The following is a 25,969-nucleotide window of genomic DNA, read 5'->3' on the forward strand; positions in this document are numbered from 1 at the left end:
ACATGAGGCAACCTATTTTTTATTTACCCGGCTAAGCGCTCAAAAACCATCTAGCCATACAGCCATCAATCTTACAAGGCGATCCCCACATCTTTCCATCGCCACAAATGAATACAGGCATAGGTGCGGTAAGGGCTCCATGCTTCAGATAGTTTCAGCATCTTCAGCCGCAGCGCTTTTTTATCCAGCTTCTGCAGCTTGTATACACCAATCATCGCATTTTGTATGCCCAGGTCATCTACTGCAAACACATCTTCCCTGCCCAGCGAAAACATCAGCAACATTTCCACCGTCCACCTGCCTACGCCTTTTATCTGCGTAAGCAAATCGATGATCTCATCGTTCTCCATTTTCAGCAGCTTTTTATCCGTGATCTTGTTTTCTATGCAGAACAATGCCACATTCAGCACATACTGCACCTTGGCATTGCTTAAGCCCACGCTGCGCAGCACAGACGGGTCTGTTGCCAGTATCTGTTTGGGACCTGGCTCCTTCCCCTTGTATAATTCAAGAAAACGGTGGTAAATCACCTTTGCCACTTTGGTGCTCAGTTGCTGGCTCATAATGCTGGCAATTAAGCGAAGCGGTATATTGTCGCGCACCGGCAGCGGCTCCAGTGGCTCGCGTATAATAGCAGTCAGCTTTTTATCTTTCTGTAAATGTTCCAGGTAATTCATCTTTCTAAAATAATCTGAAATTAGGAGAATGCCATCATTTGAAATACCCGGAAATTGCGGAAATGGATGAACGGTTATGGCAGTTCTTGTTTATTTTTAAGGCATGAGAAAATACTACTGCCTGCTTATTACCTTACTGCTGTTAAACAGCGCACATGCGCAAAGTAAAGACGAGCAGGAAATCCGCGGCCTGCTCAATATACAAACCGAAGCCTGGAACCATGGGAATATCGAAGCATTTATGCAAACCTACTGGCAAAGCGACAGCCTGCTGTTTGTAGGAAAGAAGGGTATTCAATACGGCTGGACCAACACGCTCAATAACTACAAAAAGAGTTATCCCGATGCCACGGCCATGGGCCAGCTGCATTTCAACATATTGCAGGTAAAACGCCTGTCTGCCCTGTATTTCTTTGTTGTGGGCGAATGGCACCTGCAACGCACCATCGGCAACCTCGACGGCCATTACACTTTGTTGTTGCGCAAAATAAAAGGCCATTGGCTCATCGTCTCCGACCACAGCAGCTAAAACGTGAATCATCAGTCGTGAGTGATCTAAGCGAGCTCTTTTCGAGAATCGAGAATCGACAGTCGAGACCATCTTAGCAAGTCAGCCCGAAGCGAAAAGCGCCGGTGAGGACACCGGCTTCGGCATAGAAGAAAGTCCCGCCGCGGCTAAGCCGGTGCGGGACTACATCCCAGCCGTTGCCGGTGTCTCCACCGGCAACAAATCTTCGCTCCATTCACTATTGCCTGTTCACTATTCACCACTCACTGGTTTTCACTTCAGCAACAAATCCCTGAAATCAGTCGAATCTCCTTTAAACACGTTAAAGTCAACCTTGCTTTCAATACCGTCTACATTACCCTGTTCGTTGTGCTGCCAAAAAATCCAGTCGCGTTTAATGCGTGGCTGTTCTTCCTGCACATAATGTGCAATCCATAATGGGTATTCATCAAACGGGGTACCGAGGTATTGCTCGTAAAAATCAACATAAGAATACAGGATGGGCTTTACATGATACGCCTGTTCAACTGTTTGCAGCCAGGCCAGCACCTCCTTGCGCATTTGCTCGGGCCGTACGCCGTACAACTGTTCAATATCCAGCACCGGCGGTAAATCGCCGGGTTCAAGTGTTACGGTATGAATAAAGTTTTCTGCCTGTGCCTTGCCGCTCTTGGTAGCCAGGAAAAAATGATAGGCCCCGCGTGGCACACCGCTTTCCTTGGCCCTTGCCCAGTTGCGGCGAAACTGCCGGTCTACATTGCCCAGTCCCTCGGTGGCTTTAATAAAAGCAAACCCGATGCGCACATCCTGCACATGCATCTTCTTAACGGCAGGCCAGTATATTTTGCCCTGGTGTTTGCTTACATCTACGCCGTGCAGCATATAACCCTGCGGCATGTCAATATCGAAACCGGTATAGTGCACAAACCTGGCTTCAGGCTCAAACCACCCGGTAATCCAGAGGTAGGCGCCTGCGCCGGCAAGCAGCAATACAATAAGTACGCGTATCAATAGACGGGCAAGGGAAGGTTTTCTGGTTGGTGTCATTATTGCTTACTGCTTAATTGGTATCAAGTTGCAAAAATGCGGAATTTCGTACTTTTACATTAACCATGGCATATTTCAATTTTAACGATAGCGTGAACCTGATGTCGAAGCTAACCCCGAAAAGGCTATGGAATGCCACAAAGGTGTATAGCAGTTACTGGATAACCCGTATCACGGGCAAACCCATACAATGGGGCTACCCGGTATCCATCTCATTCGAACCAACCACTTCCTGTAACCTGCGTTGCCCTGAATGCCCCAGCGGACTAAGGGCTTTTACCCGCCCTACAGGCATGTTGCAGCAGGATTTTTTCCGTGATACCATCGATTCCATTTATAAAGAGCTGTTGTACCTTATTTTTTATTTCCAGGGCGAGCCTTACCTCAATCCCAATTTCCTGGAAATGGTAAAATACGCACATGATAAGGGTATTTACACGGCCACCAGCACAAATGCACATTATTTAACAGATGAGCGCGCCCGCAAAACAGTGGAAAGCGGGTTAGACAGGCTGATTATTTCTGTTGACGGCACTACCCAGGATGTGTACCAGCAATACCGCGTGGGCGGCAAACTGGAAAAAGTGCTCGAAGGCGCCCGCAATATTGTTAAGTGGAAAAAAGAACTCAACAGCAAAACACCGTTTGTTTTTTTCCAGTTCCTGGTGGTAAAACCCAATGAACACCAGATCGAGGAAATAAAACAGCTGGCAAAGGAAATTGGTGTAGACCAGGTGCGTTTTAAAACCGCGCAGGTATACGATTACGAAAACGATCCCCACCAGCTGATCCCTGACAATGAAAAATACAGCCGTTATAAAAAGAACAAAAAGGGCGAAATGACCATCAAAAGCGGTTTGGGCAACCATTGCTCCAAATTGTGGCAGGGGAACGTGATTACCTGGGACGGGCTGGTAGTACCCTGCTGTTTCGACAAGGATGCCATGCACCAGCTGGGAAACCTTAAAGTACAGAGTTTCAAGGAGATATGGAATAACGACAATTACAGGCAATTCCGTAAAGAGTTGCTAACCAGCAGAAAAAACATAGATATCTGTGCAAATTGCAGCGAGGGCCTCTCAGTTTGGGAAGAATGAGCTATATTGTTAGCGCTTTATTGAAATCGTTAGACCCTTGCAACCCTTTTTTGTATTATGAACATAGATAAGGCGATTAATCAAACCAAGTTCAGAAGTGAATATCAAAAGCTGATGATCAATGTGATCTTCTCTTCTAACTGGATCACCGAAAACCAGAAAAAATTTCTGGAGCCGGAGGACATCACGCCTCAGCAGTACAACATTCTCCGCATTTTGCGCGGCAGTCACAAACCGCTCAGCACCCTGCAGATCAGGGAACGTATGCTCGACAAAATGAGCGATACCAGCCGCATTGTAGACCGCTTATTACTGAAAGGTTTCGTCGACAAAAAGACCTGCGCTACCGATAAGCGCCTGGTTGACATTACCATCAACGACAGAGGTCTCGAAATGCTCCTTCGCCTCGACAACCGTAACCTCGAACTCGATCGCATGGTTACCAACACACTCTCCGAGGACGAGGCAAGAACTTTAAACAATTTATTGGATAAGATGCGGAATGAATAAAAACAGAATACGTCTATCTTCGCTGCCCCGCACATAAATGGATTGCCCCCGGCACTATTTGTGTGTTGTCACTTGCGCATTTATTTGATCAGAAAATCTATACGAGTAGTGAAGTGCAGCTATTTTTTTGTTTTTGTTTTAGCCCTTTTTTGCCCGCTAACCATCCTGTTTGGACAATATTCCCCCAAATACGAATTCAGAGGGGTGTGGATTGCCACAGTGGCTAATATTGACTGGCCCAGCCGCAAAGGGTTACCCGTTGAACAGCAGAAAGCCGAGTTTAAACGCATACTCGACCTGCACCAGCGTAATGGCATGAATGCCGTGATTGTGCAGGTAAGGCCGGCAGCAGATGCATTTTACCCATCGCCCTACGAGCCCTGGAGCGAATACCTCAGCGGCAAACAGGGCGTTGCGCCAGTACCTTATTACGATCCGCTGCAGTTTATGATTGATGAAGCGCACAAACGCGGCATGGAGTTTCATGCATGGATTAATCCCTACCGCGCCGTGCTGCACAACAACAGCTCGTCTGTTGCACCCAATCATATTACCCGCACCCACCCCGACTGGTTTGTGAACTACGGCGGAAGTAAATATTTTGACCCCGGCAAACCCGAAGTAATGAACTACGTGGTTAACGTGGTAAAAGATATTGTAGAGCGCTACGATATAGACGGCATTCACCTGGACGATTATTTTTATCCCTATAAAATACCCGGCAGGGAATTTCCCGATGCCGCTACCTACCGCAAATACGGCGCTGGCATGGAGAAAGACGACTGGCGCCGCAGCAACTGCGATTCCCTGATTTTTAAACTGCACCAAGTAATCACCGCTGCCAATCCGTATGTAAAATTTGGCGTTAGTCCGTTCGGCGTGTGGCGCAACAAATCCGACGACCCGCAGGGCAGCAATACCCGCGGCGGCTCACCTGCCTACGACGATTTATACGCAGACATTTTGCTGTGGCTGGAGAAAAAATGGGTAGATTATGTTGCACCCCAGCTGTACTGGGAAATAGGCCACCAGCTGTGCGATTACCGTACCCTGCTGGATTGGTGGGGCAACAATACCTATGGCCGCCACCTGTATATTGGTCATGGCATGTACCGCACCGTTGAAAACGTAACCGCAGCATGGCGCGGCACACACGAAATACCCAACCAGATTGAACTGTTACGCCGCAACGATAAAGTGCAGGGCAGCGCTTTCTTCAGCAGCAAAAACTTTGAAGAAAACCCGCATGGCTGGGATGATAGCTTGCGCAACCACTATTACCATTTCCCCGCCATTGTGCCGCCCATGCGCTGGCTCGATGCCCTGGCCCCCTTACAGCCCAGCATTACCAATGCACGCGATATTGCCGACCGGTCTGTTACCGCAGCCCCCATTATACGTATTGATGGCGCGGCAAAAGATACCGAGCTGGTAAAAAGCTTCGTGATTTATGCCACCAACACATACAACGTACTGGGCCAGCAACCCCGTTACATGGTGGTACCCAAAGACGACAATACTTTCAGCCTCGATATTCTGCAGAGCGATTTGCCGGCAGACTGGACCAACTGTTTTATTGCCATCAGCACCATTAACCGCAGCAACAACGAGAGCCCTATCAGCAACACGGTAGAGTTCATCAAAACCGACAAAGGCTGGATGATTCCAAGGCAATAGCCATCTTCTTCCTACCTTTGCCGCAGTAGCCATTACATCCGATTAACTTTAAAATTTTAGCTATGCCCGGATTTGAATTTTTTGGAGCAGAAGAGCGCAAAGAAGTCAACGACGTACTCGAAACCGGAATTATCATGCGTTATGGTTTCGACGGACCACGCAAAGGCGTTTATAAATCACGTGAGCTGGAACAGGCTATCTGTGAGCGCCTGGGCAGCAAACATGCATTGCTTGTTTCAAGCGGCACCGCAGCTTTAACCACGGCTATGGCTGCGCTGGGCATTGGTGCAGGCGACGAGGTAATTATGCCCGGTTTCACATTCGTAGCCAGCTTTGAAGCCGTATTAAGTGTAGGCGCCGTACCTGTGCTGGTAGATATTGACGAAACGCTTACACTGAACCCGGAAGCAGTGAAAAAGGCCATTACCCCGAAAACAAAATGCATTATGCCGGTACATATGTGCGGCAGCATGGCCGATCTGGATGCTTTACAGGCAATAGCCAAACAACATAACCTGCTGCTGCTCGAAGACGCTTGCCAGAGCATCGGCGCAACCTATAAAGGCAAGGCCCTCGGCACCATTGGCGATGCAGGCACTTTCTCTTTCGACTTTGTAAAAACCGTTACCTGCGGCGAAGGCGGTGCGGTGTTAACCAACAACAGCACGGTATACGAAAACTGCGATGGTTTCAGTGATCATGGGCACGATCACAAACGTGGAGACGACCGTGGTGCAGATGAACATCCTTTTCTGGGTTACAACTACCGCATCAGCGAACTGCATGCAGCAGTAGGGCTGGCGCAGTTCCGCAAGCTTGATCAGTTCCTGGAACTGCAGCGCAAAAACTACGGCATCTGGAAAGAAGCCCTGGGCGCTATTCCTGAAGTAAGCTTCAGAACAGTACCCGATGCTGCAGGAGACAGCTGCACGTTTGTATCCTGGTTTATGCCTACCGGCGAACTGATGCAGGCCGTACTGGCAGAACTGAAAGCGCAGAATATAGCAGGCGGCCATATGTACTGGTTTAACCACAACTGGCACTACATCCGCAAATGGGATCACCTGAAAACAGCGAAAAGCCTGTACCCTTTGAACGAAGCGCAGCAACAGGCGTTGCGGGCATTGCAGCAGCAGGATTTTTCCGCGAGCGACGTCATCATGTCACGCTGCGTAAGCACCGCTATTACACTGGGCCTTACAGAAGCACAGGTAAAAGAAAAAGCCGGTGCAGTAGCAACGGCTATCAAAAAAGTGCTGCAACAGCAGGCTGTTTCAGCATAATACAATATTGTTCTCTTGCACAAAGGCTGTTTTATACCACCAGGTGTGAAACAGCTTTTTTTATTCCGGTACTTTTACTGCTTCGCCCCATTTCAGCACAGCAGTACGTATATCATCCATTTTATAGGGTTTCAGCAAAAAGTCGTTAAACCCTGCACGTATCACAATCTCTTTTTCACTGATCAATGCATTGGCTGTAACGCCTACTATCACTGGTTTTTGGCCGGTTAAAAAATATTCGCGGATGCGTCTTGTTGCTTCCAGTCCGTCCATTACCGGCATATACAGATCCATAAAAATGAGATCAAACGTGTGCTCTATCGCCAGCGCCACAGCTTCAGCGCCATTTTTTGCCACCACGCACTGGTACCCCATTTTACCAAGCAGGGAAGTAAGCATAAACTGGTTCATATCATTGTCGTCCACAATCAAAATACGCAGCGGCATTTGCTGCGCCAGCGTATTGTCGATCAATGCAGCTGCTTCGGTGGTTTCACCATCAGGCTCTGTTTCAAATGGCTCTTTCAGCATGCGGCCTTTAATGGTGAAGGTGATAAAATTGCCTTTGCCTGCAATGGTTTCCATTTTAAAAGTGCCACCCATTAATGCCACCAGGCGGGTGCTAACCGAAAGACCGAGGCCGGTTTGGTCGGTTGTCATGCTGAGTGCATGCACATTCGCGTGATGATCGGGTATCAGCATGCTGCCTGTAATAGGCTGGATAAGGCTGTTGTCTTCTATCGCAAACAAAATCTCAATCGCATCGTCCTGCCTGCTTTTCAGCGAAATCTTCAGCATGATGCCGCTGCCGTCAGCTGCCTGCCGTTGGGCATTGCTCAGCAGGTTAATCAACACCTGCCGCAGCCTGGAATGATCACCGAGTATCAGGTCAGGCACCTGTTCGTCTACCTGGCTGGCAATACTCAAATGGTTGCCTGCCGATGCGTTGAGCAGTGACAAAACCTCACGCACACTGCGTTTCAGGCCAAAAGGTACCTGTTCAAGCTGCAGGGAGCCCGATTCAATTTTTGAAAACACCAGCATGTCGTTAATCACCGACAGCAGCGAAACGTTGCTGTGGTGAATATTGCTGACATATTTCTTCTGCTCTTCAGACAAAGGAGTTTGCATCAACAGCGAGGTTAAGCCAATGGCGCTGTTCAGCGGCGTGCGGATGGCATGGTTCACGGTAGCGAGGAACTGCGCCTTGGATTGCGTCATCTCTGCTTCTGCCTTGCGCGCATCTTCCACTTGCTTGCGTGCTTCGGTACGTAACCGCGTACTTTGCTTCAATAACAGCAAAATAAACACAATCAGAAACAGGCAAATAATTAGCGTAGCAGGTATATACAACATGATGTTCTGGTTTTTGAACAAGAATGCTGGGGCAATTATTCCCCAACACTTTGCTACTCACCACAATTATTATCAACTAAAAAACAATAATATAATAAATACCGTTTATATCTTTAGTCTTTTACAGGAGTGACCCTATTTATATTATGCAATTAATCGTAAGAGAATTTAATTTGCAATTAATATTTTATTAATTGAAATATAGGGAGGCTAATGTTTACCCTCCAGCTGGTCAACATAGTCAACCGAACCCAGTCGTATTTTCACCGGAAATTTTACTGCTTTTTCCAGTTTCAATTCCTTATCGCAGAAAAAAGGTAAATGATTGGTATAATAATTAGCAGGTATAAGCCGTATAGGGTAATGTGCAACAGCAGCCGAATCGCGGATTTGTAAAGTTTTAACAACTATGCTGGTTGAATCAGTATGCGTTTGCGCCTGCGCAAAAACTTTACATAAAACACAGCAAACTACCAATATTGTTTTCGGCATATAGTATGATGATTACACCGTAAATTTACCGCGAAAAACCAAGTTCTGGATTTGCCTTAACGCATATTTAGGAATCTGAAAAAGAATGGCACTTAGTCAATCATTACAACAGAAATTATTACAGAAACTGTCACCTCAGCAGATTCAGCTTATGAAACTGCTGCAGGTACCTACTGCCAACCTTGAAGAGCGTATCAAGGAAGAGCTGGAAGAAAACCCGGCCCTGGAGCAGTCGGAAGACAGCCATGACGACAATTACCTCGACGAGCCTTCCGATGAATTTGAATCGGGTGAGGACGAGTATGATATGGATGGAAGCGAGGATGAGTACGAGAATATCGACATCAGCGAATACGTCTCCGACAGCGACGACGATGTAGCCGATTACAAGCTGCGCGACGATAACTACCCGGAAGCAGACGATAAAAAAACCATTCCTTTCAAACTCGAAAGCAGCTTTCACGATACCCTGCTCGATCAGCTGGGCCTGCTGTCATTGGGCGAACGTGATTACAAAATAGCAGAGCAGATTGTAGGCAGCCTCGATGACGATGGTTACCTGCGCCGCGAATTGTCGTCTATTGCCGATGACCTTGCCTTCAGGCAAAACATCGATGCATCTGAAGAAGAAATTGAAAGTATCATTAAAAAGATACAACAGTTTGACCCGCCGGGTATTTGTGCACGCGACCTGAAAGAATGCCTGCTGCTGCAGTTGCGCCGACAGTTAATTGAAGGCAGGGATGTAGCGCTGGCTATTACGGTGCTCGACAAATACTTTGACGAGTTTACCAAGAAGCACTACGAAAAAATACAGCGTGGCCTTAACCTCGACGATGATCAGCTGCGCGATGTAATCAATATCATCATTAAGCTCAATCCCAAGCCGGGAGGCAATTTGGGAGAAATAAACAAGGCGGAAAGCTATATCGTTCCCGACTTCTTTATTCTCAACAACAACTCCAAGCTGGAGCTTACCCTCAATGCTAAAAACGCACCCGACCTGCGCATCAGCGAAGGTTACCGCGAAATGCTGAAAGAGTATGATAAGGGTGCTAAAAAAGACAAACGCCAGAAAGAAGCGGTGATGTTCATCAAGCAGAAAATTGATTCTGCGAAATGGTTCATCGACATGATCAAACAGCGCCAGCACACCCTGCTGAGCACCATGAACGCGATCATGAACTACCAGCACGAGTTCTTTCTTACCGGTGACGAAACCAATCTTCGTCCCATGATCCTGAAAGATATTGCAGAGATCACCGGTCTTGATATCAGCACCGTAAGCCGTGTGGCCAACAGTAAGTTTGTGCAAACCGAGTTTGGCACTTACCGCCTCAAATTCTTCTTCAGTGAATCACTCAGTACCGAAAGCGGTGAAGAAGTGAGCACCCGCGAAGTAAAGAAAATACTGAGCGACCTGATAGAAGGTGAAGACAAGCGCAAGCCGCTGAGCGATGAGCGCTTAACCGAACTGCTCCAGGAAAAGGGCTACAATATTGCCCGCCGCACGGTAGCCAAATACCGCGAACAGCTGAACATACCGGTAGCAAGGCTCAGGAAACAATTATAATTTTAACGCCACGATATTTTCACCAGCCAGGCAGCACCACTGCCTGGCAATTTTAATCGTACACATGACCACAGATATTGATATACCACAAGAACAGCAACCGGCCACACAGCCTGCAGCCTTGCGCGTGCTGGCCAAACTGGTGTCGTATATTTTTCACCCGTTGTTTATTCCCACGTATATTTTTATCTGGCTCATGCTGCGCTTTCCTTACGAATTTGCCGGCATTACAGAAAAAATGGTGAAGCTGCGCCTGCTGGGCGCATTCTGGACCACCGCCTTTTTCCCTGCCTTCGCGGTGTTTTTGCTTTGGCGACTGAAGTTTGTTGAAAGCATTTTGCTGCGCACACAGAAAGAGCGCATTGTGCCCTACATCATTACCATGTTTTTTTACTGGTGGATGTGGTACCTAAGCCGCAATTTCACCGACCAGCCCATTATACTGAAAAGCTTTTACCTGGGTATTTTCTTTACCACTGTACTGGGCCTTATCGGCAATGTGTTCTTTAAAATAAGCATGCACGCCATGGGCATTGCCGGCGGCCTCTGCTGCGTTATTGCCACCTGCTTTTTATACCATGTTCACCTTGGAGCCGATATTGCCATTGTAACCCTGGTTGCCGGACTGGTAGGTACCAGCCGCCTGCTGCTGAACGATCATAGTCCGGCCGAGGTATACGCCGGTATTATCGTGAGCATACTATGCCAGCTGCTTGCCTGGTATTTTGTATTTAAATTTTAAAGGAATATAACCTGCAGTAAAAAAGGGCGCTCAGTGTGAGCGCCCTTTTTTATAATATCTTCATCCGGAAGCATTATTTATTCAATGCCGCGATGTTCAGCGGGGGAAGTGGTGCTTCCAGCGCAGGCCAGTTAAAACGTGCATTTACAATTTGTGAGCTGTGTGCGTACCAGGCATCGGGGTAATAAGCGAAAAAGCAGCTGCCGTCTTTAATCTCATCGATAATGTTTTTATGCTCTTCATAAGGCACAGCCGGGCAACCATAACTGCGGCCCATCATCTGTCCTTCGTCGGCCCTTTCTCCATTTACATAAAAACTGCCGTGCATTACAATATCGCGTTTGCGCACATTGCTGTTAATGCCATGCTCCTGCCCGTCGAAACGCATGCTGTAGCCGGCTTTGCCGCGGTAAGTTTCAGCAGTGATCATAAAACCCAGTGAGCTTTTGTGCGAATTATTGAGGTTGGAAAAGCTGGAAGCCATGTCTTTTCCTGAATTGCGACCATGTGACACATACGTGTTGTACAGGATAAGCCCCTTTTCCATATCGAGTACATACAGGCGTTTGGCGCTGCTGGGCTGACTGTAATCGCAGATAGTGAGCAAATGTTTTTTGGCAAGCAGGTTTTTACTGAGCAGGTACTCGTACCCTTTGCAGGCATTGAAAAATACGCTGCGGTTTAAACCGGCAGAATCAAGGTGAAGCTGGGTGTACATACTGTCTACCCAATGATTAACAACAGCAGATTCACTGTTACCGAGCAGGGAAGGGAATTTTTTGTCGTCGTTAAGATCTTTGCCAAAAGCGCTGGTTACGGCAAGAGATCCAAAGGTGCATGCGTAAAAGCCACACAGAATCAAAAATCGTTTCATCACTGGTTGCTGATTTGGTTTTTGCGTTCACAATTGGATTTTCAGGTTGGTAGTTGTGCCATTAATAATGACCTGCGGGCAAAATTATTGTGCATCCGGTAAAAAAAATCGGCCGCCCGGTCATTTTAAGGCTATTTAACTACATTCTAACTGCCTCAAAGTAGGCAAAATCTGCCCAAAATATGGGTCTAAACGCCTTTTTTTTAGCATTTTATGCCCTTTGCGGCCGTTTCTTTTACAATTCCCCTGAATTTGAAAACTCGTTAAAATAGATACGTACCAGTAATATAAACATGGCAATAAGAATGGGACCAAATATTAATCCGATGAAGCCAAACATGTTTACACCTATAATTACACCAAACAGGGTAATAAGCGGGTGTATATCGCCAATTTTCCTTTGCAGTACAATGCGGAAAAGATTGTCAACCGTGCCTATTACACCAAACCCGTAAATCAGCATTACAATACCCTTCCATGCAGGCTCCTGCACAAACAATAAAATGCTTAGCGGAACATAGGCCATAGCGGCACCTACAAACGGCAGCATGGAAGTAATGCAGGTTACCATAAACCAGAACCAGGGATCTTTTACACCCAGGAAAAAATAGGCCACCAGCCCCACAATACCCTGCAGCAGGGCAATCAGCGGTACACCCAGTGCATTGCTGATGACCAGCCCTTTCAGTTCCTTGCCCATGCGTATTTTATTGGATGTTTTAAGCGGCATATGCGTAAACAGCCATTGCTCCATGGTATCGTAATTCACCAGCATAAAATACAGGATGAAATACATGATCAATAACATGGTAAGTGTATTGAACGTTGCGCCAAGCACATTGGGCAAACTGCCGGCGATAATAGTGCCTGCCTTGCTCAGGTTTTCGCCGCTCAGCAAGTGAATATCATACTGCTGCTGTAAACGGCCGATAAGATTTTTGAGCGCTTCGATTACCTGGTTGGAGTGCTGCACTGCGTAATTGATGCGCGAGCTGAGCATGGTCACCATCACCCAAATGGGCACCAGCACAACCAGGAAGGTAAGCAACAGCACAATGGTAGCGGCCCAGGGCTTGCGCCAATGCTTTTTACCTACCAGGAAAGCCATCTGTGAACGTACCAGCACATAAAAAGTAACTGCACCAAGCAGGGCTGGTATAAAAGAAGATAATTCAATAAATAAAATTGTACCCAGAATAAGCAGTATGGCAATAAAAGCTACCTGGCGTAGTTTGTTGCTGTCGAGATAATTCATGTCCAAATATGTATACCTGTGTTATTCATATTTGATGCCAGCTGCAGTTATTTGCGTTACGGGGGGCGGGAAAGTGTAGTTGCGGCTTGTGATATAAAAAAAATTTCACCAGCGTAAAACCAAACAGGCTGATAAACGTTTAAACATTGACTTGAATGTGTACAGTATGGGCAAAAAAAAAGCCCTGATAAGACTATCTGGGCCGTTGCTAACCTATGAAAAACACCGATGTAAAGATAAGCTGGGTTATTTTGATATACAATAGCCAAACCTTAAGCAAAGATTAAAAAACGCTGAAAATTTTAAGGCCGCAACCAAAACTAACAGCTTTCCCAATAATTACGCATCTTCCTATTCATCCCTGTTTACACAAATACTGCTTAAAGACGCATACACTTGTTTGCCTGTTGTAGAAACAAATACCCGGCTGATAACCGGCACTTCCCGGTAATACACTGGCATTACACACAAAGCAGCCGCGGTATAATTGTTGAACCCTTCCCCTGTAAAACCTGTTTTATGCAAAAAGAAGATCAAATGACAACGCTGGCGGGTGTAATGGAAAAATTGCGCCTCAGGAAACTGGACAATGAGTTCCGGTGGACAGCCGAAGGCTTTACGGCAGGCAAAGGCAAAAATTACCAACCGGAAGATTTGCTGATCACGAAAACCTATCGCTTCGAGGGTATGAGCGATCCTTCAGATAATGCCATACTGTATATTATAAAAGCCAATGACGGCTTAACCGGTTACAGTCTGGACGCCTATGGCGCCTATAGCAACCATGAAGATGAAGAAGGCTATGATAATTTTATACGCCTGATACCTATCGAAGCGCATGAAGAGCAACTGAATGAAGAAATTTAGCCGCTGTACCTGCCTGCTGAATAAGCCAGAACGAAGAATTTACTGGTCTCCTCCCCTCGCGGAGGAGATTTTTTTTACCTGCCTGTATTTAAAAAGCTTTTTACCATATCGGTATATTCCTCGTACGAACTCGGTTTGCTGATGGTAGCCTCTGCTCCCAGCCTGGTACACTGATCCATAAAAACAGCGTCGTTATAGGTGCTGTAAATAATTACCGTAATGTGTTTATAGCGGTCACTGGTTTTAAGATAGGAAAGGGTTTGCATGCCATTCATTTTAGGCATGTTGTGATCGAGAATGATCAGGTTGGGTAAATTGCCTGTACCCGGTATGGCATCGAGGTACTGAATTACTTCAATGCCGTTTTCCACGAAATCGAGCGCTGAACGGCTATAGCCGAGGTCTTCAAAAACCTGGTCGAATATAAATCGGTCATCGCTGTCGTCATCTGCCAGTAAAATTTTCTTCGTCATACGCTCCTGTTAAAAATGCGGTTGTTGTTATCCCACTGTGGCAACATGCCTTTGTGCAACCGGTAATAGGATAGTGAAAACGGCGCCTTTACCTTCTTCGCTGTGAGCAGAGATAATGCCGTTGTGTTTGTCAATAATTTTCTTGGTAATAGCCAGCCCTATGCCGCTGCCCTCATATTTGTCTTTCGAGTGCAGGCGTTGAAACAATGTAAAAATGGTGTTTTTAAAATGTTCATCAAAGCCTATCCCGTTGTCTTTAACCGTTATTTTGCAAAATGCACCGTTTTTGTCGGGCATACTGTTAAAGTTTAATTCATTCACCAGTTCTGCGTCAATGGTAATTACTGGTTCCAGTTCTTTTTTTACAAACTTCAGCGAATTACTGATCAGGTTTTGAAATACCTGCCGCATCTGGCCGGGTATTACTTCCAGTTCGGGTAAATCGTGTGCAATAATAATTTTCGCCTTCTTCTCCTGAATAGTGATCTCCAGGTCTTCGAGTATTTCATGCACAATGCCGTTCAGGCTTACCCATTCAAACCGGTAATTGCTGGCGCTGAGGCGCGAGAAGTTTAATATATCAGTGATGAGTGAACGCATGCGTGCGCTGGAATGAATAATGCGTGCGAGATAATCAGCTGCCGGTGCTTCAAGCGTGGGCGCATATTTATCTTTCAGCATTTTGCTGAACATATGAATTTTACGCAACGGCTCCTGCAAATCGTGCGAAGCAACAGAGGCAAATTGCTGTAAATCGCTGTTGCTGTTTTCCAGTGCTACGTTAATCTTCTGCAATTCGGCCGTACGTTGTTTTACTTTCTGCTCCAGTAATTCATTGATCGATTTCTGTTCATGAATATCGGTGCTGGTGATAATCCAGCTGATGGTTTGGCCCTCGTTGTCGCGGTGTGGCTTGGCACGCATCAGGTTCCAGTGGTAGTTATTGCCTGCTGTGCGCAAACGCAGCTCAAGCTGAAAGCCATTGCCATTGCGGGCCGCGGTATCCCATGCCTGTAACGCCACAGGCAAATCTGTTTCGTATACCACCTGTTGCCAGCCATTGCCCAGGGCGGCTTCAGCAGAAATACCGGTATATAATTCAAAATGCTTGTTCGCAAAGTCAACCTGCTTGGCTGCATTGGCGGTATATAAAATTAACGGCACAGATTCGGCCAGGAAGCGGCGTTCTGCAATATTGCGGGCCACCGCTTTTTCGGCACGCTTCAGTTCGGTTACATCGAGCATAGAGCCCAGCATGCGGTAAGGCGTATTAAATTCATCGTGCAGTACATAAGCGCGGTCAAGTATATTGGCATACGTGCCATCGGCCTTCAGAAAACGGTATTCGGCACTCCACTGCGTTTCGTTGCTGTTGATAATAGCATATATGCTGTTGCCGGTTCTCTCCCTTTCTTCGGGATGCACTTTATTGAGCCAGAAAGCACGGTTGTATTCGCCGGAAGCATACCCGAATATGGCAAAAAACGAATCGTTCCACCACACTTTGTTGTTCACAAAATCCCAGTCCCAGATTGCATCATTGGTAGCGCGTGATACCAGCCTGAAACGTTCATCGCTTTGTGTTAACTCACGGGTGCGTTCCAGTACCTTGTTTTCAAGTTCAATATTCAACTGACGCAGGTTTTCTTTTACCGTTATCAGTTCATTATAGTTTTTACGCAGCTTTTGTTCAGCAGATTTTTTTTCAGAAATATCTGTATAAGTTGCCACAAAGCCATCCATCATTTTAACAGCACTGATGGCAAACCACCTGCCGCCCATTTCCTGCAGCTGCACATCTTCCTGCAAAGGCTTATCGTTTTGTACCAGCTGTACATATTTGTCGAACAGGCCCTGTTGTGCCAGCACAGGTGCTATACGCTGCAATGACTTGCCTGTGTAGGTTTCAGCGGGGTCGGCAAAAAACACAGCAGCTGCCGCGTTGGCTGTCTGAAACAAAAAGTCGGTTACTTTCAGGTTGCTGTTGCGCACTGCCTTAAAAGCGATAATAGCGCTGCGGCTTGAATTGAAAATACCGCGGATAATATTGTTGAGATCAGTAATGGTGGTTACATCCACAAAAGAGAGAATTACCCCGCCATGCTGTTTGTTTTGCCGCAGGTAAGGCATAATGCGCACCAGCAGGTTAACACCGTTCTGCAGCTGTACTTCACGCTCTATCATATCGCCGTCTTTAAGCACCGTTTCAATATCGCCGATCAGGTTTTCGTAGCGCAGGTTGGTAGAAATATGGCTGATGGGCCGCCCTATATCTGTTTCAATAAAATTGATAATACGTACAGAAGCAGGATTGAATTTGCGGATACGCAGATCCATATCCAGGAAAACCTGGCCTATATCTGTACTGCGGAAATAATTGTTGAGGTCATCATTCAGCTCAATCAGCTCTTTTATTTTAAGCTGGTATTCGGTATTGAGCGTGTGCAGCTCTTCGTTGAGTGATTGTAATTCTTCATTGCTGCTTTGCAGTTCTTCATTCGCGCTCAGCAATTCTTCGTTGCTGCTCTGTAGTTCTTCGTTGGTAGTTTCGAGCCCTTCCACTGCCATTTGCAGGCTGTACTTGGTTTCACTCAACTCAGCCTCCAACTCGGCCATATAAGCGCTTGTATCAGCAGTTCCGGCAGAAGCCGGTGACGGCGTTTGTGCTGCCGCGGCATATTCCATACTGGCATCCCCGATAACTACCAGTGTATAGCCATTGCCCTGTACTTTAGAAGGCGGCTTTACCATCAGGTTTACTGCTTTGGCCACCTGTTGCTCGGTATACCGCAGGTTGCGCAGTGTTTTTTTCTGCCCGTCTTTCCATGCATGCTTAATGGTGATGCTGAGGTTGACCGATAAATCCTGCGGCAGCATACGCAGCAGGTTCAGCTGCAGGCTTTTCTTTGGCAGTGATAAAAAATGATCGAAGTTGCCGGAAGCTTCTTTTATCTCGTACTGCTGGTCAATATAAAATGCTGCATAATTAAACTCTTCAGCCAGCGCCTCCCTGAAAGCATCTGCCAGTGAACCCTGGCGCGTTTTGCTTTCTGTTTTTAAAATGGCTGCTGCCGGTTTTAACGCCGGCTCGGGCATGCCCTCAATCGGGTGCTGGAACAAGGCAGGCGAATGACTGCTGCCGCTGATTTTGCGGTAGAGTTTCCACTTGCTGTTGATTTCGATCAATGCATCTTTTATGTAGTTGGGATTTTCGCTGGAACCGAGCAGCAAATAACCATTGGGCTGCATCGCAAACAACAGTACCGCGTAAATTTTCTGCTGCAATACCGTGCCCAGGTAAATAAGCATGTTGCGGCAACTCACCAGCTCGTTCTTGATAAACGGGGGATCCTTGATAATATTATGCTTTGCAAATACAATCTGTTTGCGGATACGTGGTATAATGGTATACGAATCCTGTTCGCGTATAAAATAGTTTTCCAGCAGCAGCGGATCTACATCCTGTGCAATAGAAAAAGGATAAGCACCCTTTGAGGCAATTTCAATATTGGATTCATCGAGGTCGGTAGCGAATATTTTTACATCTACCTTTTTATCCTGCGCAGCGAGCAACTGATCGAAGCAAATGGCAATGGAATATGCCTCCTCACCCGTGCTGCATGCTGCCACCCATATTTTGATGGTATCACCTGTTGATTTCTCTGCTACAATAGCCGGTATTACACGTGTTTTTAACAGCTCAAACGCTTCTGCATCGCGAAAAAAACGGGTTACGCCAATCAGGAAATCTTTTCCCAGCAGCGCAGCTTCTTCCTGGTTGCCGCGCAGCAGCTGCAGGTATTCTTCAAGTGTAAAAACATTGTGCTGCATCATGCGCCGTGAAATACGGCGCAGGATAGTAGGCGTTTTGTAATAGTGAAAATCGTACCCGGAGGCCTTGTGAATAAGCCCAAAAATTTCCTGTAACACGTCATCGTTTACCTTGCCGTTATCCAGCACATATACCGGTGTTTCCGTAATATGACTGAACATTTCAGCCGGCATGGCCGCAGGCGTAAGCACCACATCTGCATTACCCGATGCTATAGCGCTGTTGGGCATACCATCGAAGCGGGCACTCTCCGGCGTTTGCACCATAACCATACCGCCGGCGGCTTTAATGGCTTCAATACCCTTGGTACCATCTGTACCTGTACCACTGAGAATAATAGCAATAGCTTTTTCCTTTTTCTCTTTTGCCAGGGTATATAAAAAACTATCGATGGCAGTGTTGGGTGCTTTTTCGTTGCGTTTGTCGGCCAGCAACAGTTTATTGCGGCCAATGGTCATTACCTTGTTATTGGGAATTACGTAAATGCAGTTTTTCTGTATGAGGAGCTCATGTTTGGCTTCATACACTTTCATATGCGTATGACGCGATACCAGCTCAACCAGCAGACTTTTGTAATCGGGCGACAAGTGTTGTATAATGACAAAAGACAGGTTGGCGGTTTCAGGCATATTATCGAAAAATTCATGAATCGCCTCCAAACCACCTGCCGATGCGCCAATGGCCACCACATAATGCCCCTGATCGTTCACGCCTTCCGGCGCCTCTGTTCGTTTTGTTTTATTGCCAGACACAGCAGGTACTTGTATTTATGGTAAAACTTGTCGTGTATTAAATTCATAGATAAAGCTACGCAGGTACTCTGCCATGCGCAGTTCTTCATCATGCCAGGGAAGTGATATGGCCCTGAATGTTTGCTGCCAGAGTTTAAAGGAATGGCGCGGATGATATTTACCGGTATTGCCTTCAAACTGTATGGCTTCATCGGGGTTGCCGCCCCAGTTTACGGTGCGCACCACCTCGGGTCTGAACAACAGCAGGTAATCGTCCCCATTGCTGTTCAAAGGAATTGCCAGCAGCCCGCTTGCATGGCCGGTGTATTTATGTGCCGTATCAAACACGCTGCTTAAATGTGTTTCACTCCATGTGTTTTTCAGTTTCCTGGCATTGAGCCAGAACACCAGCTCTTCCAGTTCTTCTGCCCCGGGTGTTTGACCATATAACTGCACTTTACCCTGCTGTATCAACGCAGCCCCTGTTGCATTAAACAATGACAGCAAATGCGCGCCACCTGCAGCAAAGGCAGCGGTAACACCCTGGCTGTTGTACACCTGTTCTATAAAACGGGCATGGCTCTCGTTCAGCAGCGCGTTGAATAAAGATTGCTCTTTATTATTCAGCGCAGTAACCTTGGCCGACATAATACCAGACAACAATTCAAACACCGCACACATTTCAAACGAAAGGTATTTGGCTTCGCGGTGATGACAGGCAATCAATCCCCACAGTTTATCGCCGTACATAATGCGCGTGCTCATAGATGCCATTACGCCCATGTTTTTGAGATACTCAATATGCACCGCAGCTACTGCGCGCATGTTGCAATCGCTCAAATCAACAAACGCATGCGTTACGGGGTTAATCACCGGGTATAATTTAACCGGTGTGTATTCGCGTGATGGTATTAAACGGTAAGCATTGCGCTGGTACAAATCGCGCGCCTGCCTGGGAATATCTGATGCAGGGAACGTAAAACCCATGTACGATTCCATGGCTGGCTCCATTTCTTCGGCTACTACCGTACCATTCCAGTTTTCATCAAAATGGTAAATCATCACCTTATCGAACCCGGATATTTTTTTAAGTTCCCTGGCCGCAACAGTACACATGGCCGCAGTGGTGGGCGCTTCTTCAATGGCCAGCATGCTGTACTTGAGCTCCTGGAATACCGATACAAAAGGCTGCAAGCTGGCTGTTTCATACGCGTTCAGCTCTATTTCAACCAGTATATAACCCGTTTTGGCATGCGCCAGTGCGAGATATTGTTTATCCTGCACCGTTAATGTAAACGGAATTTTATTACTGGTTGCTTTATCAAAGTGTGCGGTGAGCAGGTTTACCGCAGCCTCACCAACATGCGCCTGTAAGGGAGTGCCTGCCAGTTCGGTTACCGGCAGGTTAAACACGAGGTGTGCATTTTCGCTGGCCTGTACAATTTGCAGGCTGGCACCATCCAGCACCAACAGTACGCCATAAGGCTGAACCAGGTTAATATTGTGTATGGGCAGGCTGCCGCAAAAGGCAGAATCATAATTTTTATCTGGCGTCATGTGCGGCTATCCATTTTTGAAAACTTACAAACGTATCATTGGCGGCATACAGCAGGGCTGCTTTTTCCGTTTCGCTGAAATCATCCTCGAGCAATAATTTAAAACGTTGCCACATGGCTGCTGTTTGCTCGCCGTACCCCTCGAAAAAAGACAGGGCACCGCCAGCTTCCTGCAGGCGCTGGCGAATCATATTCGAAATAATTTGTCCGCCCAGTGTAGAGCCCTCCAGCACATACATAGCCCCCAATGCCTGCGGGTACGAGGTAATATCGGGCAAAGTATTACACAATGTGGTTGCTGCCACACTGCCGCCGTCAATAGCGGCCATATCGCTGAGGATGGATTGCGCCTTGCGCCTGGCTTCAAAATCGGGCAGTTTATCGCATACCTGCGGAGCTATTTTCGTTTCCAACGCTGCATAATAGCCGTAAAACAAACGCAGCAGGCGCGTATAATCTCCGCCCGTGCGGATGCTTTTAATGGCCGGTATCATCCTGCCTTCCAATGCGGCATGGGCTGATTTTGTATAATTTTTCAGTTCTTCTGCTAATACCATGGTTTTGTTTTTCTTAATCTGCCTTCAAAAACACACATTTCACCGAAACAGTGACTAATAACACATTATCAAGCAATAACAATGCCTGCAACATTTTGTTGGAGGCTGGTCAGTTTTGTTCATTTGTACTTGCAACTTCGAAGTGCTGCAATTATTTTTATATTTAGCACCGCTTGCCATTATCCTGTCTCGAATTACCTGCCCACAACCCTTTCATCCATCTGTTTTACCGAAAAATGTTACCCTATGAGCATGTCGTACGCATATTCCGGCCTAACGCATGAACAAAAGCAGGCGCAACTTGAAATGGCACTGGCCAGCGGATCGGAGACTGCGCTGTACCTGATACAGGAGCTGTATACGAAAACACTGCTGTTTCATGTGTACAACCAGTTGCGCAATACCAATCCGCAGCGCAATACTATCGAGCGCATTATTATGGATGCCTATATCAGCCTCTGGGCGGTGAAGGATAATTACCGCAGCATTGCCGCTGTTAAATCATTTTTATACCAAACAACCACAGAAGCCTGTGAGGGGTATTGCCGCAGGTATGGCAAGCCGGTTATTTCCACGGTTGACACAGTTTATCCCAGTGCGCCGCTCAACAGGAGACATATGGAAGAAACTGTGCAGGAGCATTGGGTATAAGGGGATACTGTATATTTGTAATCTCTATCTGTCCCCTGTTTAAACATTGATACGGCCCTGCCCGGCAGTGCCGTATGTTTCACCCAACAACCCCTTACTATGAAGAGTATACTGGTTAAATGGCCGGGGCAGCCAGCGCCGCGTACTTTACATGCCGTGCTGTGCGACAGAGGCCAGGAATTCTGGGATATGGCCCTGCACTGGTCGGGTAACCGCCATAAGGCAGAAGCAATTGTTGCCGATGCATTTGTTCACCTGTGGCAAAAACAACCGGTACTTAAAACCATGCTGGAACTGCGCGTTTTTCTGTACGAAGCAGTTTGCCTCAGCAGTATTTACTTTCTGCAAACACATATGTCCGGTGCACCCTACTACGAACTGGTGCGCGAAATTCTGCACCGTTATACCAACCCCGGCGAGCGCACTTTGATGGATGAGCTGCTGCTTAACAGCTGCCTCGAAGAATTAAAACACCTGTCTGTTCCACCCATGTCAAAAGAAGTATTTACCCGTTACTATGTGGGCGGAGAAAACCTGGTAACCATTGCCAATAACCTGCAGATACCTGCCGGTGAAGCGCAGTTTCTGCAACTGCTGGCATTACAGCAGCTGGTGTACAGTGACCGCATTTATTCTCTGCCGCAGATATAATTCAGCCCGCATATCCAATGGCATATTGCCGGAAACGGTTGCCAATACCCGTGCCTGTACTGTTGGCTTGTCGCAGTTTTTTTATATATTGTATCAGCTTCTTTCCCTATTCATTTCCCTTCTTTTAATCCCACGTGTTTAAGCATTTGTACTGATGCAGGCAGCCCGGCGCTTTTGCCGTTACTGTAAAAACATGGCTACTATGGATTGCTTACTCACAACGCAGGCTGGTGAGCGTATTCAGCTTACCAGGGATTCGTCGTTTTGCGATGCGGCGCGCACGCCTTTGCCAGGCAGCATTGCCTGCTCTGCCGAAGCTGCATTCGGCAGCATCGCCGTACAGCAACTGCAGCAGGCAGATTATACGGTTTGGCGTATTACAATAAACTGCACCCGCAACGATACGTTGTACTACGCACCTGCCACGCCGCAGCTCGCCTGCCATATTGCTACGCAAGGACACTGGCAGTACCAGGCAGCACAACAAGCCGTGCATTTAAAGCAGGAGCAATATTGTTTTTGTTATTACCCGCACGGCCCTATACAACTCACGGTAAAAGCAGGCTGCAGTTACAGCCTGTTGTGCATAAGTTACAGCTTTCACTACCTGGCTACCAATGCACGCCGCATGCTGCGCGTGCAGCCTGCGCTGGCACGTGCACAACAGCAACAGGCTGTTCAGTTTACCGCGCAGCCTGCATGGCTTACCTTAAAGGCCTGTCATTTGCTGCAGCAGCTGCTACAGCAGGGTATGCAGTTTTTCCGGCACAACAATATGGGCGTATTGCTGACTGAATTGCTGGCACAATTAAACGAACCAGCTGAAACATACACGCATTATACGCCGTACGAGCTGGAGTGCCTGTACGCCATCAAACAACAGATGGAAGCAGACCTGTTTACACACACGTCTATCAGTGAACTTGCGCATGCTTATCATATTAACAGCAATAAATTAAAAAAGGGTTTCATGAGCCTGTTTGGCACCGGTGTGTTTGGTTACCTGGAGCAGGTGCGTATGCAACTGGCCGCAACATTACTTGTACAGGGAGAGCAGTCGCTGGAGGAGATTGCAAAAGCAGTGGGCTATGGATACGAGAGCAATTTCATCAAGGCCTTCAGGCATTATTACCGGCAAACGCCCAACGCTTACCGCAAACAGCACAAGCCTGCCGGTATTGTACAACCCTTGCCGCAGCAGGTTTTCAGCGGCAACATCTGAATTATACGCTACCTATTATTCACTCAATATCCTTTACATGAACCCATTTATCCGATTTGTATTACACGAGCCAGCTAACCGGCGGTTATTGCTGAAAACATTGGTTGTAACACTGGCGCAATGGATAATTTTCAAACTGCTGTATCCTTATGCCGATTTTTTTTCTGATTCGTACAGCTATATTGAAGCCGCTGCATCACACGCAACCGTAAGCATCTGGCCTATCGGTTATTCATGGTTTCTCAGCTTGCTGCACCAGGTGCATTATTCAGATACATTTGTGACCAGTGTGCAGTATTTTTTTCTTATTTGCAGTGCGCTGGTTTTCTTTTTCACGCTGCTGTATTTTTATCAGCCAGCCCAAAATACCATCCGTTTTATCTGGGTATTTTTTTTCTGTAACCCGCTGCTGTTATACCTCAGCAATTATATTTCAAGCGACAGTTTGTTTACTGCTTTAAGCCTGTTATGGTTTACCCAGTTGTTATGGATTATACAACGCCCTGTATGGTACCAGACAATTACACAGGCCTTGTTGTTGCTCATTGCGTTTTGCGTGCGTTACAACGCCATGTACTACCCGTTGATAACCGCGGTGGCGCTGTTTGCCTCTGCCCTGCCTAAAGTTATTAAATGGGGCGCACTGGTGTTTAGTGTGCTGCTGCTTGCGCTGTTTGTAAACTATACCGGTGCTGAAGCCAAGCGGCTTACCGGCACCCGGCAGTTTTCGGTGTTCAGCGGGTGGCAACTGGCCAATAACGCGCTGTATGCTTACCCGCATGTAAAAGTTCCCTATCACATATTTGAAGGCAAGGCAAGCCTTTTTAACCGCAAAGTGGTAAAACCGTTTTTTGATACCTGCCACCCGGGCATAAAGGATATATCGCCAATGAACGGCGCGTTTTACATCCGCATGCCTTATGCACCTTTAAAACAGTACTACATTAAATACGTGCACGACAGCACGCCTGCCACCGATTTCCAGGCATGGGGCGGCGTATCGCCGGTATTTGCATCGTTTGGTAGTACGTTTATTAAAAATTACCCGGGCGCGTATATACAGCACTACATACTGCCCAACAGCGTAAACTATATGCTGCCGCCACTCGAAAAACTGGAAGTCTACAATCTCGGCCTGCCGCAGGTGTATTCCGAAGCCAGGTACTGGTTTCATTACAAAAGTGACAATGTGCATGCTGTTTCAGCCGGCTTGCAAGGCGTGTTGCTGTTTATTTTTCCGCCCCTGTTCCTGGTGTTGAATGGTGCTTTTATTTTTTGCCTCACCGGCTTTATAAAAAAACGGAAGCTGATACCGCACACCCTGTGGTTATGTATCGTGCTCACAATGGTTTTGTTTGCAGCCAATGCCTCATTCAGCATCCTGGCTTCACCCATTGTTTTCAGGTACCAGGTTTTTACGATGATCGTGATTTTTGCTTTCAGTGCTATATTATCTGACCTGGCAGACAGCAGGCAAACAAAAACAGCTGCCGGATGATAACGACTGTGCCTGCGCCCATGAAGGTGCAATTACCAGCCGTTTTTGATATACAGGGCAGTTGTGCCGGATTGGCCTTCCACCAGGTGCAGGCCTTTTGCAGCGAGCGCCTGCGGCCAGTTAAGAATATGCACCATATCGCCGCGCGCACTCACATTAATGTTAAGCACCAGGTCTATATTGCCTGCAATGCCGGTAGCGTCTATTACCTGGAGCGATTGTGTGGCAGTGATAATGTATACCAATGCCGCTACAGGGCAGTTTACCAGCAACAGGCTTTCGGTTTCTTCATTAATACGCAGCACGGGTTCACCGCCGTGTGTAGCAAGCTGCAGCCTGGCAGATTCGCTGGCGGTAAGGTAATAACAGGGTTGAAGCACTTCACGAAGATCCATGCTTAGCGTTTTCAGGTTTTCGGTGGGTGGGTAGCGTTATTGGCAGGTAGTAAGGCAGATGGCGTTGTTACCATTCGGCGGCGTGGTCATCTTCTGTCACCAGCACCAGTTTTTCTATCTCGGCCTCCTGCAAATCAAGTCCGTTGGCGCGCAAGGCTTTTCGCCAGTGCTGCAACATCAGTTGCCGCGGTGCATTGAGGTTGATATGAAGTGTGATATCGATATTGCCCTTGATACCGGTTGCATCAATGATATTGTTGGGTTGCGTAAGATCGATGAGTTTGATGAACAGTTCCATCGGGTAATTGAGAATACTGATCTGGTCGCGTGAATACGAGCAATCAAGCAATCCGGCGCTCCCTTTGGTTTGCAGCTGTTCGCGGGCAGCAGCATTGGCTACCAGGCGGTAACAAGGTATTTTAATGGCATTCAGGCGCATGTTACA

The 25,969-nt window shown here is 47.1% G+C and carries 23 protein-coding genes; 12 read left to right on the forward strand and 11 right to left on the reverse strand.

What is annotated here, in order from left to right; translation table 11 throughout:
• Positions 1-71 precede the first annotated feature (71 nt).
• A complete protein-coding gene (locus DXN05_RS02960; protein ID WP_116845705.1) occupies positions 72-677 on the reverse strand; it encodes a DNA-3-methyladenine glycosylase family protein in 606 nt (201 codons plus the stop codon).
• 103 nt (positions 678-780) lie between these two features.
• On the opposite strand from DXN05_RS02960, the gene DXN05_RS02965 reads away from it, so the two are divergent.
• Positions 781-1,206, forward strand: coding sequence for a YybH family protein (locus DXN05_RS02965; RefSeq protein WP_116845706.1), 426 nt, complete (start codon positions 781-783; stop codon positions 1,204-1,206).
• Positions 1,207-1,458: 252 nt separating this feature from the next.
• Here DXN05_RS02965 and DXN05_RS02970 read toward each other — a convergent pair whose 3' ends face one another.
• Positions 1,459-2,232: a glycoside hydrolase family 25 protein gene (locus DXN05_RS02970; RefSeq protein ID WP_116845707.1), complete on the reverse strand. Its 774-nt coding sequence runs from the start codon at positions 2,230-2,232 to the stop codon at positions 1,459-1,461.
• Between the two features lie 65 nt (positions 2,233-2,297).
• Here DXN05_RS02970 and DXN05_RS02975 point away from each other — a divergent pair, with 65 nt between their 5' ends.
• The 4 genes from DXN05_RS02975 to DXN05_RS02990 all read left to right on the forward strand — a co-directional run bounded on the left by DXN05_RS02975 (position 2,298) and on the right by DXN05_RS02990 (position 6,799).
• Complete coding sequence (locus DXN05_RS02975) at positions 2,298-3,329, forward strand: radical SAM/SPASM domain-containing protein (protein WP_116845708.1); 1,032 nt, start codon at positions 2,298-2,300, stop codon at positions 3,327-3,329.
• Between the two features lie 57 nt (positions 3,330-3,386).
• Positions 3,387-3,839 (forward strand): MarR family winged helix-turn-helix transcriptional regulator, encoded by a 453-nt coding sequence (locus DXN05_RS02980; RefSeq protein ID WP_116845709.1) that lies wholly within the window; start codon positions 3,387-3,389, stop codon positions 3,837-3,839.
• A 204-nt stretch (positions 3,840-4,043) separates the two neighbouring features.
• Positions 4,044-5,516, forward strand: a complete 1,473-nt coding sequence (locus DXN05_RS02985; protein WP_245975105.1) for a glycoside hydrolase family 10 protein — start codon at positions 4,044-4,046, stop codon at positions 5,514-5,516.
• Between the two features lie 62 nt (positions 5,517-5,578).
• Positions 5,579-6,799, forward strand: a complete 1,221-nt coding sequence (locus DXN05_RS02990) for a DegT/DnrJ/EryC1/StrS family aminotransferase (protein WP_116845711.1) — start codon at positions 5,579-5,581, stop codon at positions 6,797-6,799.
• A 60-nt stretch (positions 6,800-6,859) separates the two neighbouring features.
• Here DXN05_RS02990 and DXN05_RS02995 read toward each other — a convergent pair whose 3' ends face one another.
• Complete coding sequence (locus DXN05_RS02995) at positions 6,860-8,155, reverse strand: response regulator (RefSeq protein WP_116845712.1); 1,296 nt, start codon at positions 8,153-8,155, stop codon at positions 6,860-6,862.
• 577 nt (positions 8,156-8,732) lie between these two features.
• Between DXN05_RS02995 and rpoN the strand changes: the two genes are divergently transcribed.
• Positions 8,733-10,220, forward strand: coding sequence for an RNA polymerase factor sigma-54 (gene rpoN, locus DXN05_RS03005; RefSeq protein ID WP_116845714.1), 1,488 nt, complete (start codon positions 8,733-8,735; stop codon positions 10,218-10,220).
• A gap of 64 nt (positions 10,221-10,284) precedes the next feature.
• The gene (locus DXN05_RS03010) at positions 10,285-10,962 is read left to right on the forward strand and encodes a hypothetical protein (RefSeq protein WP_116845715.1); all 678 of its coding nucleotides are present in this window, start codon (positions 10,285-10,287) and stop codon (positions 10,960-10,962) included.
• A 73-nt stretch (positions 10,963-11,035) separates the two neighbouring features.
• Here the strand turns inward: DXN05_RS03010 and DXN05_RS03015 are convergent, their stop codons facing one another.
• The gene (locus DXN05_RS03015; RefSeq protein ID WP_116845716.1) at positions 11,036-11,836 is read right to left on the reverse strand and encodes a murein L,D-transpeptidase catalytic domain family protein; all 801 of its coding nucleotides are present in this window, start codon (positions 11,834-11,836) and stop codon (positions 11,036-11,038) included.
• A gap of 235 nt (positions 11,837-12,071) precedes the next feature.
• Positions 12,072-13,091 carry an AI-2E family transporter gene (locus DXN05_RS03020; RefSeq protein ID WP_116845717.1) on the reverse strand — a complete coding sequence of 340 codons (1,020 nt, stop codon included), beginning with the start codon at positions 13,089-13,091 and terminating at the stop codon, positions 12,072-12,074.
• Between the two features lie 519 nt (positions 13,092-13,610).
• Here DXN05_RS03020 and DXN05_RS03025 point away from each other — a divergent pair.
• Positions 13,611-13,958 (forward strand): hypothetical protein, encoded by a 348-nt coding sequence (locus DXN05_RS03025; RefSeq protein WP_116845718.1) that lies wholly within the window; start codon positions 13,611-13,613, stop codon positions 13,956-13,958.
• A 74-nt stretch (positions 13,959-14,032) separates the two neighbouring features.
• On the opposite strand, the gene DXN05_RS03030 is transcribed toward DXN05_RS03025, so the two are convergent.
• From DXN05_RS03030 to DXN05_RS03045, 4 genes are read right to left on the reverse strand one after another with little or no spacing between them, the layout of a single operon-like run.
• The gene (locus tag DXN05_RS03030) at positions 14,033-14,431 is read right to left on the reverse strand and encodes a response regulator (RefSeq protein WP_116845719.1); all 399 of its coding nucleotides are present in this window, start codon (positions 14,429-14,431) and stop codon (positions 14,033-14,035) included.
• Between the two features lie 27 nt (positions 14,432-14,458).
• Positions 14,459-19,015: a chemotaxis protein CheB gene (locus DXN05_RS03035; protein ID WP_116845720.1), complete on the reverse strand. Its 4,557-nt coding sequence runs from the start codon at positions 19,013-19,015 to the stop codon at positions 14,459-14,461.
• Positions 19,016-19,030: 15 nt separating this feature from the next.
• Positions 19,031-20,551, reverse strand: a complete 1,521-nt coding sequence (locus DXN05_RS03040; RefSeq protein ID WP_116845721.1) for a GAF domain-containing protein — start codon at positions 20,549-20,551, stop codon at positions 19,031-19,033.
• Positions 20,538-21,107, reverse strand: coding sequence for a biliverdin-producing heme oxygenase (locus DXN05_RS03045; protein ID WP_116845722.1), 570 nt, complete (start codon positions 21,105-21,107; stop codon positions 20,538-20,540). The genes DXN05_RS03040 and DXN05_RS03045 overlap by 14 nt, the downstream gene beginning before the upstream one ends.
• 246 nt (positions 21,108-21,353) lie before the next feature.
• On the opposite strand from DXN05_RS03045, the gene DXN05_RS03050 reads away from it, so the two are divergent.
• From DXN05_RS03050 to DXN05_RS24550, 4 genes are all read left to right on the forward strand, one after another.
• Positions 21,354-21,758, forward strand: coding sequence for an RNA polymerase sigma factor (locus tag DXN05_RS03050; protein WP_116845723.1), 405 nt, complete (start codon positions 21,354-21,356; stop codon positions 21,756-21,758).
• Between the two features lie 99 nt (positions 21,759-21,857).
• Positions 21,858-22,409, forward strand: a complete 552-nt coding sequence (locus DXN05_RS03055) for an RNA polymerase sigma factor (RefSeq protein ID WP_116845724.1) — start codon at positions 21,858-21,860, stop codon at positions 22,407-22,409.
• Positions 22,410-22,611: 202 nt separating this feature from the next.
• On the forward strand, positions 22,612-23,631 hold the full coding sequence (locus tag DXN05_RS03060; protein ID WP_158559107.1) for a helix-turn-helix domain-containing protein: 1,020 nt from the start codon (positions 22,612-22,614) through the stop codon (positions 23,629-23,631).
• A 37-nt stretch (positions 23,632-23,668) separates the two neighbouring features.
• Entirely contained in the window at positions 23,669-25,129 is a 1,461-nt protein-coding gene (locus DXN05_RS24550; protein ID WP_158559108.1) for a hypothetical protein, read from the forward strand.
• A 32-nt stretch (positions 25,130-25,161) separates the two neighbouring features.
• Here DXN05_RS24550 and DXN05_RS03070 read toward each other — a convergent pair whose 3' ends face one another.
• Positions 25,162-25,524: a hypothetical protein gene (locus tag DXN05_RS03070; protein WP_116845727.1), complete on the reverse strand. Its 363-nt coding sequence runs from the start codon at positions 25,522-25,524 to the stop codon at positions 25,162-25,164.
• A gap of 67 nt (positions 25,525-25,591) precedes the next feature.
• Positions 25,592-25,963, reverse strand: a complete 372-nt coding sequence (locus tag DXN05_RS03075; RefSeq protein WP_116845728.1) for a hypothetical protein — start codon at positions 25,961-25,963, stop codon at positions 25,592-25,594.
• Positions 25,964-25,969: the final 6 nt, after the last annotated feature.

This window comes from Deminuibacter soli, from assembly GCF_003412455.1.
Taxonomy (GTDB): domain Bacteria; phylum Bacteroidota; class Bacteroidia; order Chitinophagales; family Chitinophagaceae; genus Deminuibacter; species Deminuibacter soli.

Coding starts and splice junctions, on each gene's coding strand:
- DXN05_RS02960 (WP_116845705.1), bottom strand. CDS start 677: ATGAATTACCTGGAACATTTACAGAAAGATAAAAAGCTGACTGCTATT.
- DXN05_RS02965 (WP_116845706.1), top strand. CDS start 781: ATGAGAAAATACTACTGCCTGCTTATTACCTTACTGCTGTTAAACAGC.
- DXN05_RS02970 (WP_116845707.1), bottom strand. CDS start 2,232: ATGACACCAACCAGAAAACCTTCCCTTGCCCGTCTATTGATACGCGTA.
- DXN05_RS02975 (WP_116845708.1), top strand. CDS start 2,298: ATGGCATATTTCAATTTTAACGATAGCGTGAACCTGATGTCGAAGCTA.
- DXN05_RS02980 (WP_116845709.1), top strand. CDS start 3,387: ATGAACATAGATAAGGCGATTAATCAAACCAAGTTCAGAAGTGAATAT.
- DXN05_RS02990 (WP_116845711.1), top strand. CDS start 5,579: ATGCCCGGATTTGAATTTTTTGGAGCAGAAGAGCGCAAAGAAGTCAAC.
- DXN05_RS02995 (WP_116845712.1), bottom strand. CDS start 8,155: ATGTTGTATATACCTGCTACGCTAATTATTTGCCTGTTTCTGATTGTG.
- rpoN (WP_116845714.1), top strand. CDS start 8,733: ATGGCACTTAGTCAATCATTACAACAGAAATTATTACAGAAACTGTCA.
- DXN05_RS03010 (WP_116845715.1), top strand. CDS start 10,285: ATGACCACAGATATTGATATACCACAAGAACAGCAACCGGCCACACAG.
- DXN05_RS03015 (WP_116845716.1), bottom strand. CDS start 11,836: ATGAAACGATTTTTGATTCTGTGTGGCTTTTACGCATGCACCTTTGGA.
- DXN05_RS03020 (WP_116845717.1), bottom strand. CDS start 13,091: ATGAATTATCTCGACAGCAACAAACTACGCCAGGTAGCTTTTATTGCC.
- DXN05_RS03025 (WP_116845718.1), top strand. CDS start 13,611: ATGCAAAAAGAAGATCAAATGACAACGCTGGCGGGTGTAATGGAAAAA.
- DXN05_RS03030 (WP_116845719.1), bottom strand. CDS start 14,431: ATGACGAAGAAAATTTTACTGGCAGATGACGACAGCGATGACCGATTT.
- DXN05_RS03040 (WP_116845721.1), bottom strand. CDS start 20,551: ATGACGCCAGATAAAAATTATGATTCTGCCTTTTGCGGCAGCCTGCCC.
- DXN05_RS03045 (WP_116845722.1), bottom strand. CDS start 21,107: ATGGTATTAGCAGAAGAACTGAAAAATTATACAAAATCAGCCCATGCC.
- DXN05_RS03050 (WP_116845723.1), top strand. CDS start 21,354: ATGAGCATGTCGTACGCATATTCCGGCCTAACGCATGAACAAAAGCAG.
- DXN05_RS03055 (WP_116845724.1), top strand. CDS start 21,858: ATGAAGAGTATACTGGTTAAATGGCCGGGGCAGCCAGCGCCGCGTACT.
- DXN05_RS03060 (WP_158559107.1), top strand. CDS start 22,612: ATGGATTGCTTACTCACAACGCAGGCTGGTGAGCGTATTCAGCTTACC.
- DXN05_RS24550 (WP_158559108.1), top strand. CDS start 23,669: ATGAACCCATTTATCCGATTTGTATTACACGAGCCAGCTAACCGGCGG.
- DXN05_RS03070 (WP_116845727.1), bottom strand. CDS start 25,524: ATGGATCTTCGTGAAGTGCTTCAACCCTGTTATTACCTTACCGCCAGC.
- DXN05_RS03075 (WP_116845728.1), bottom strand. CDS start 25,963: ATGCGCCTGAATGCCATTAAAATACCTTGTTACCGCCTGGTAGCCAAT.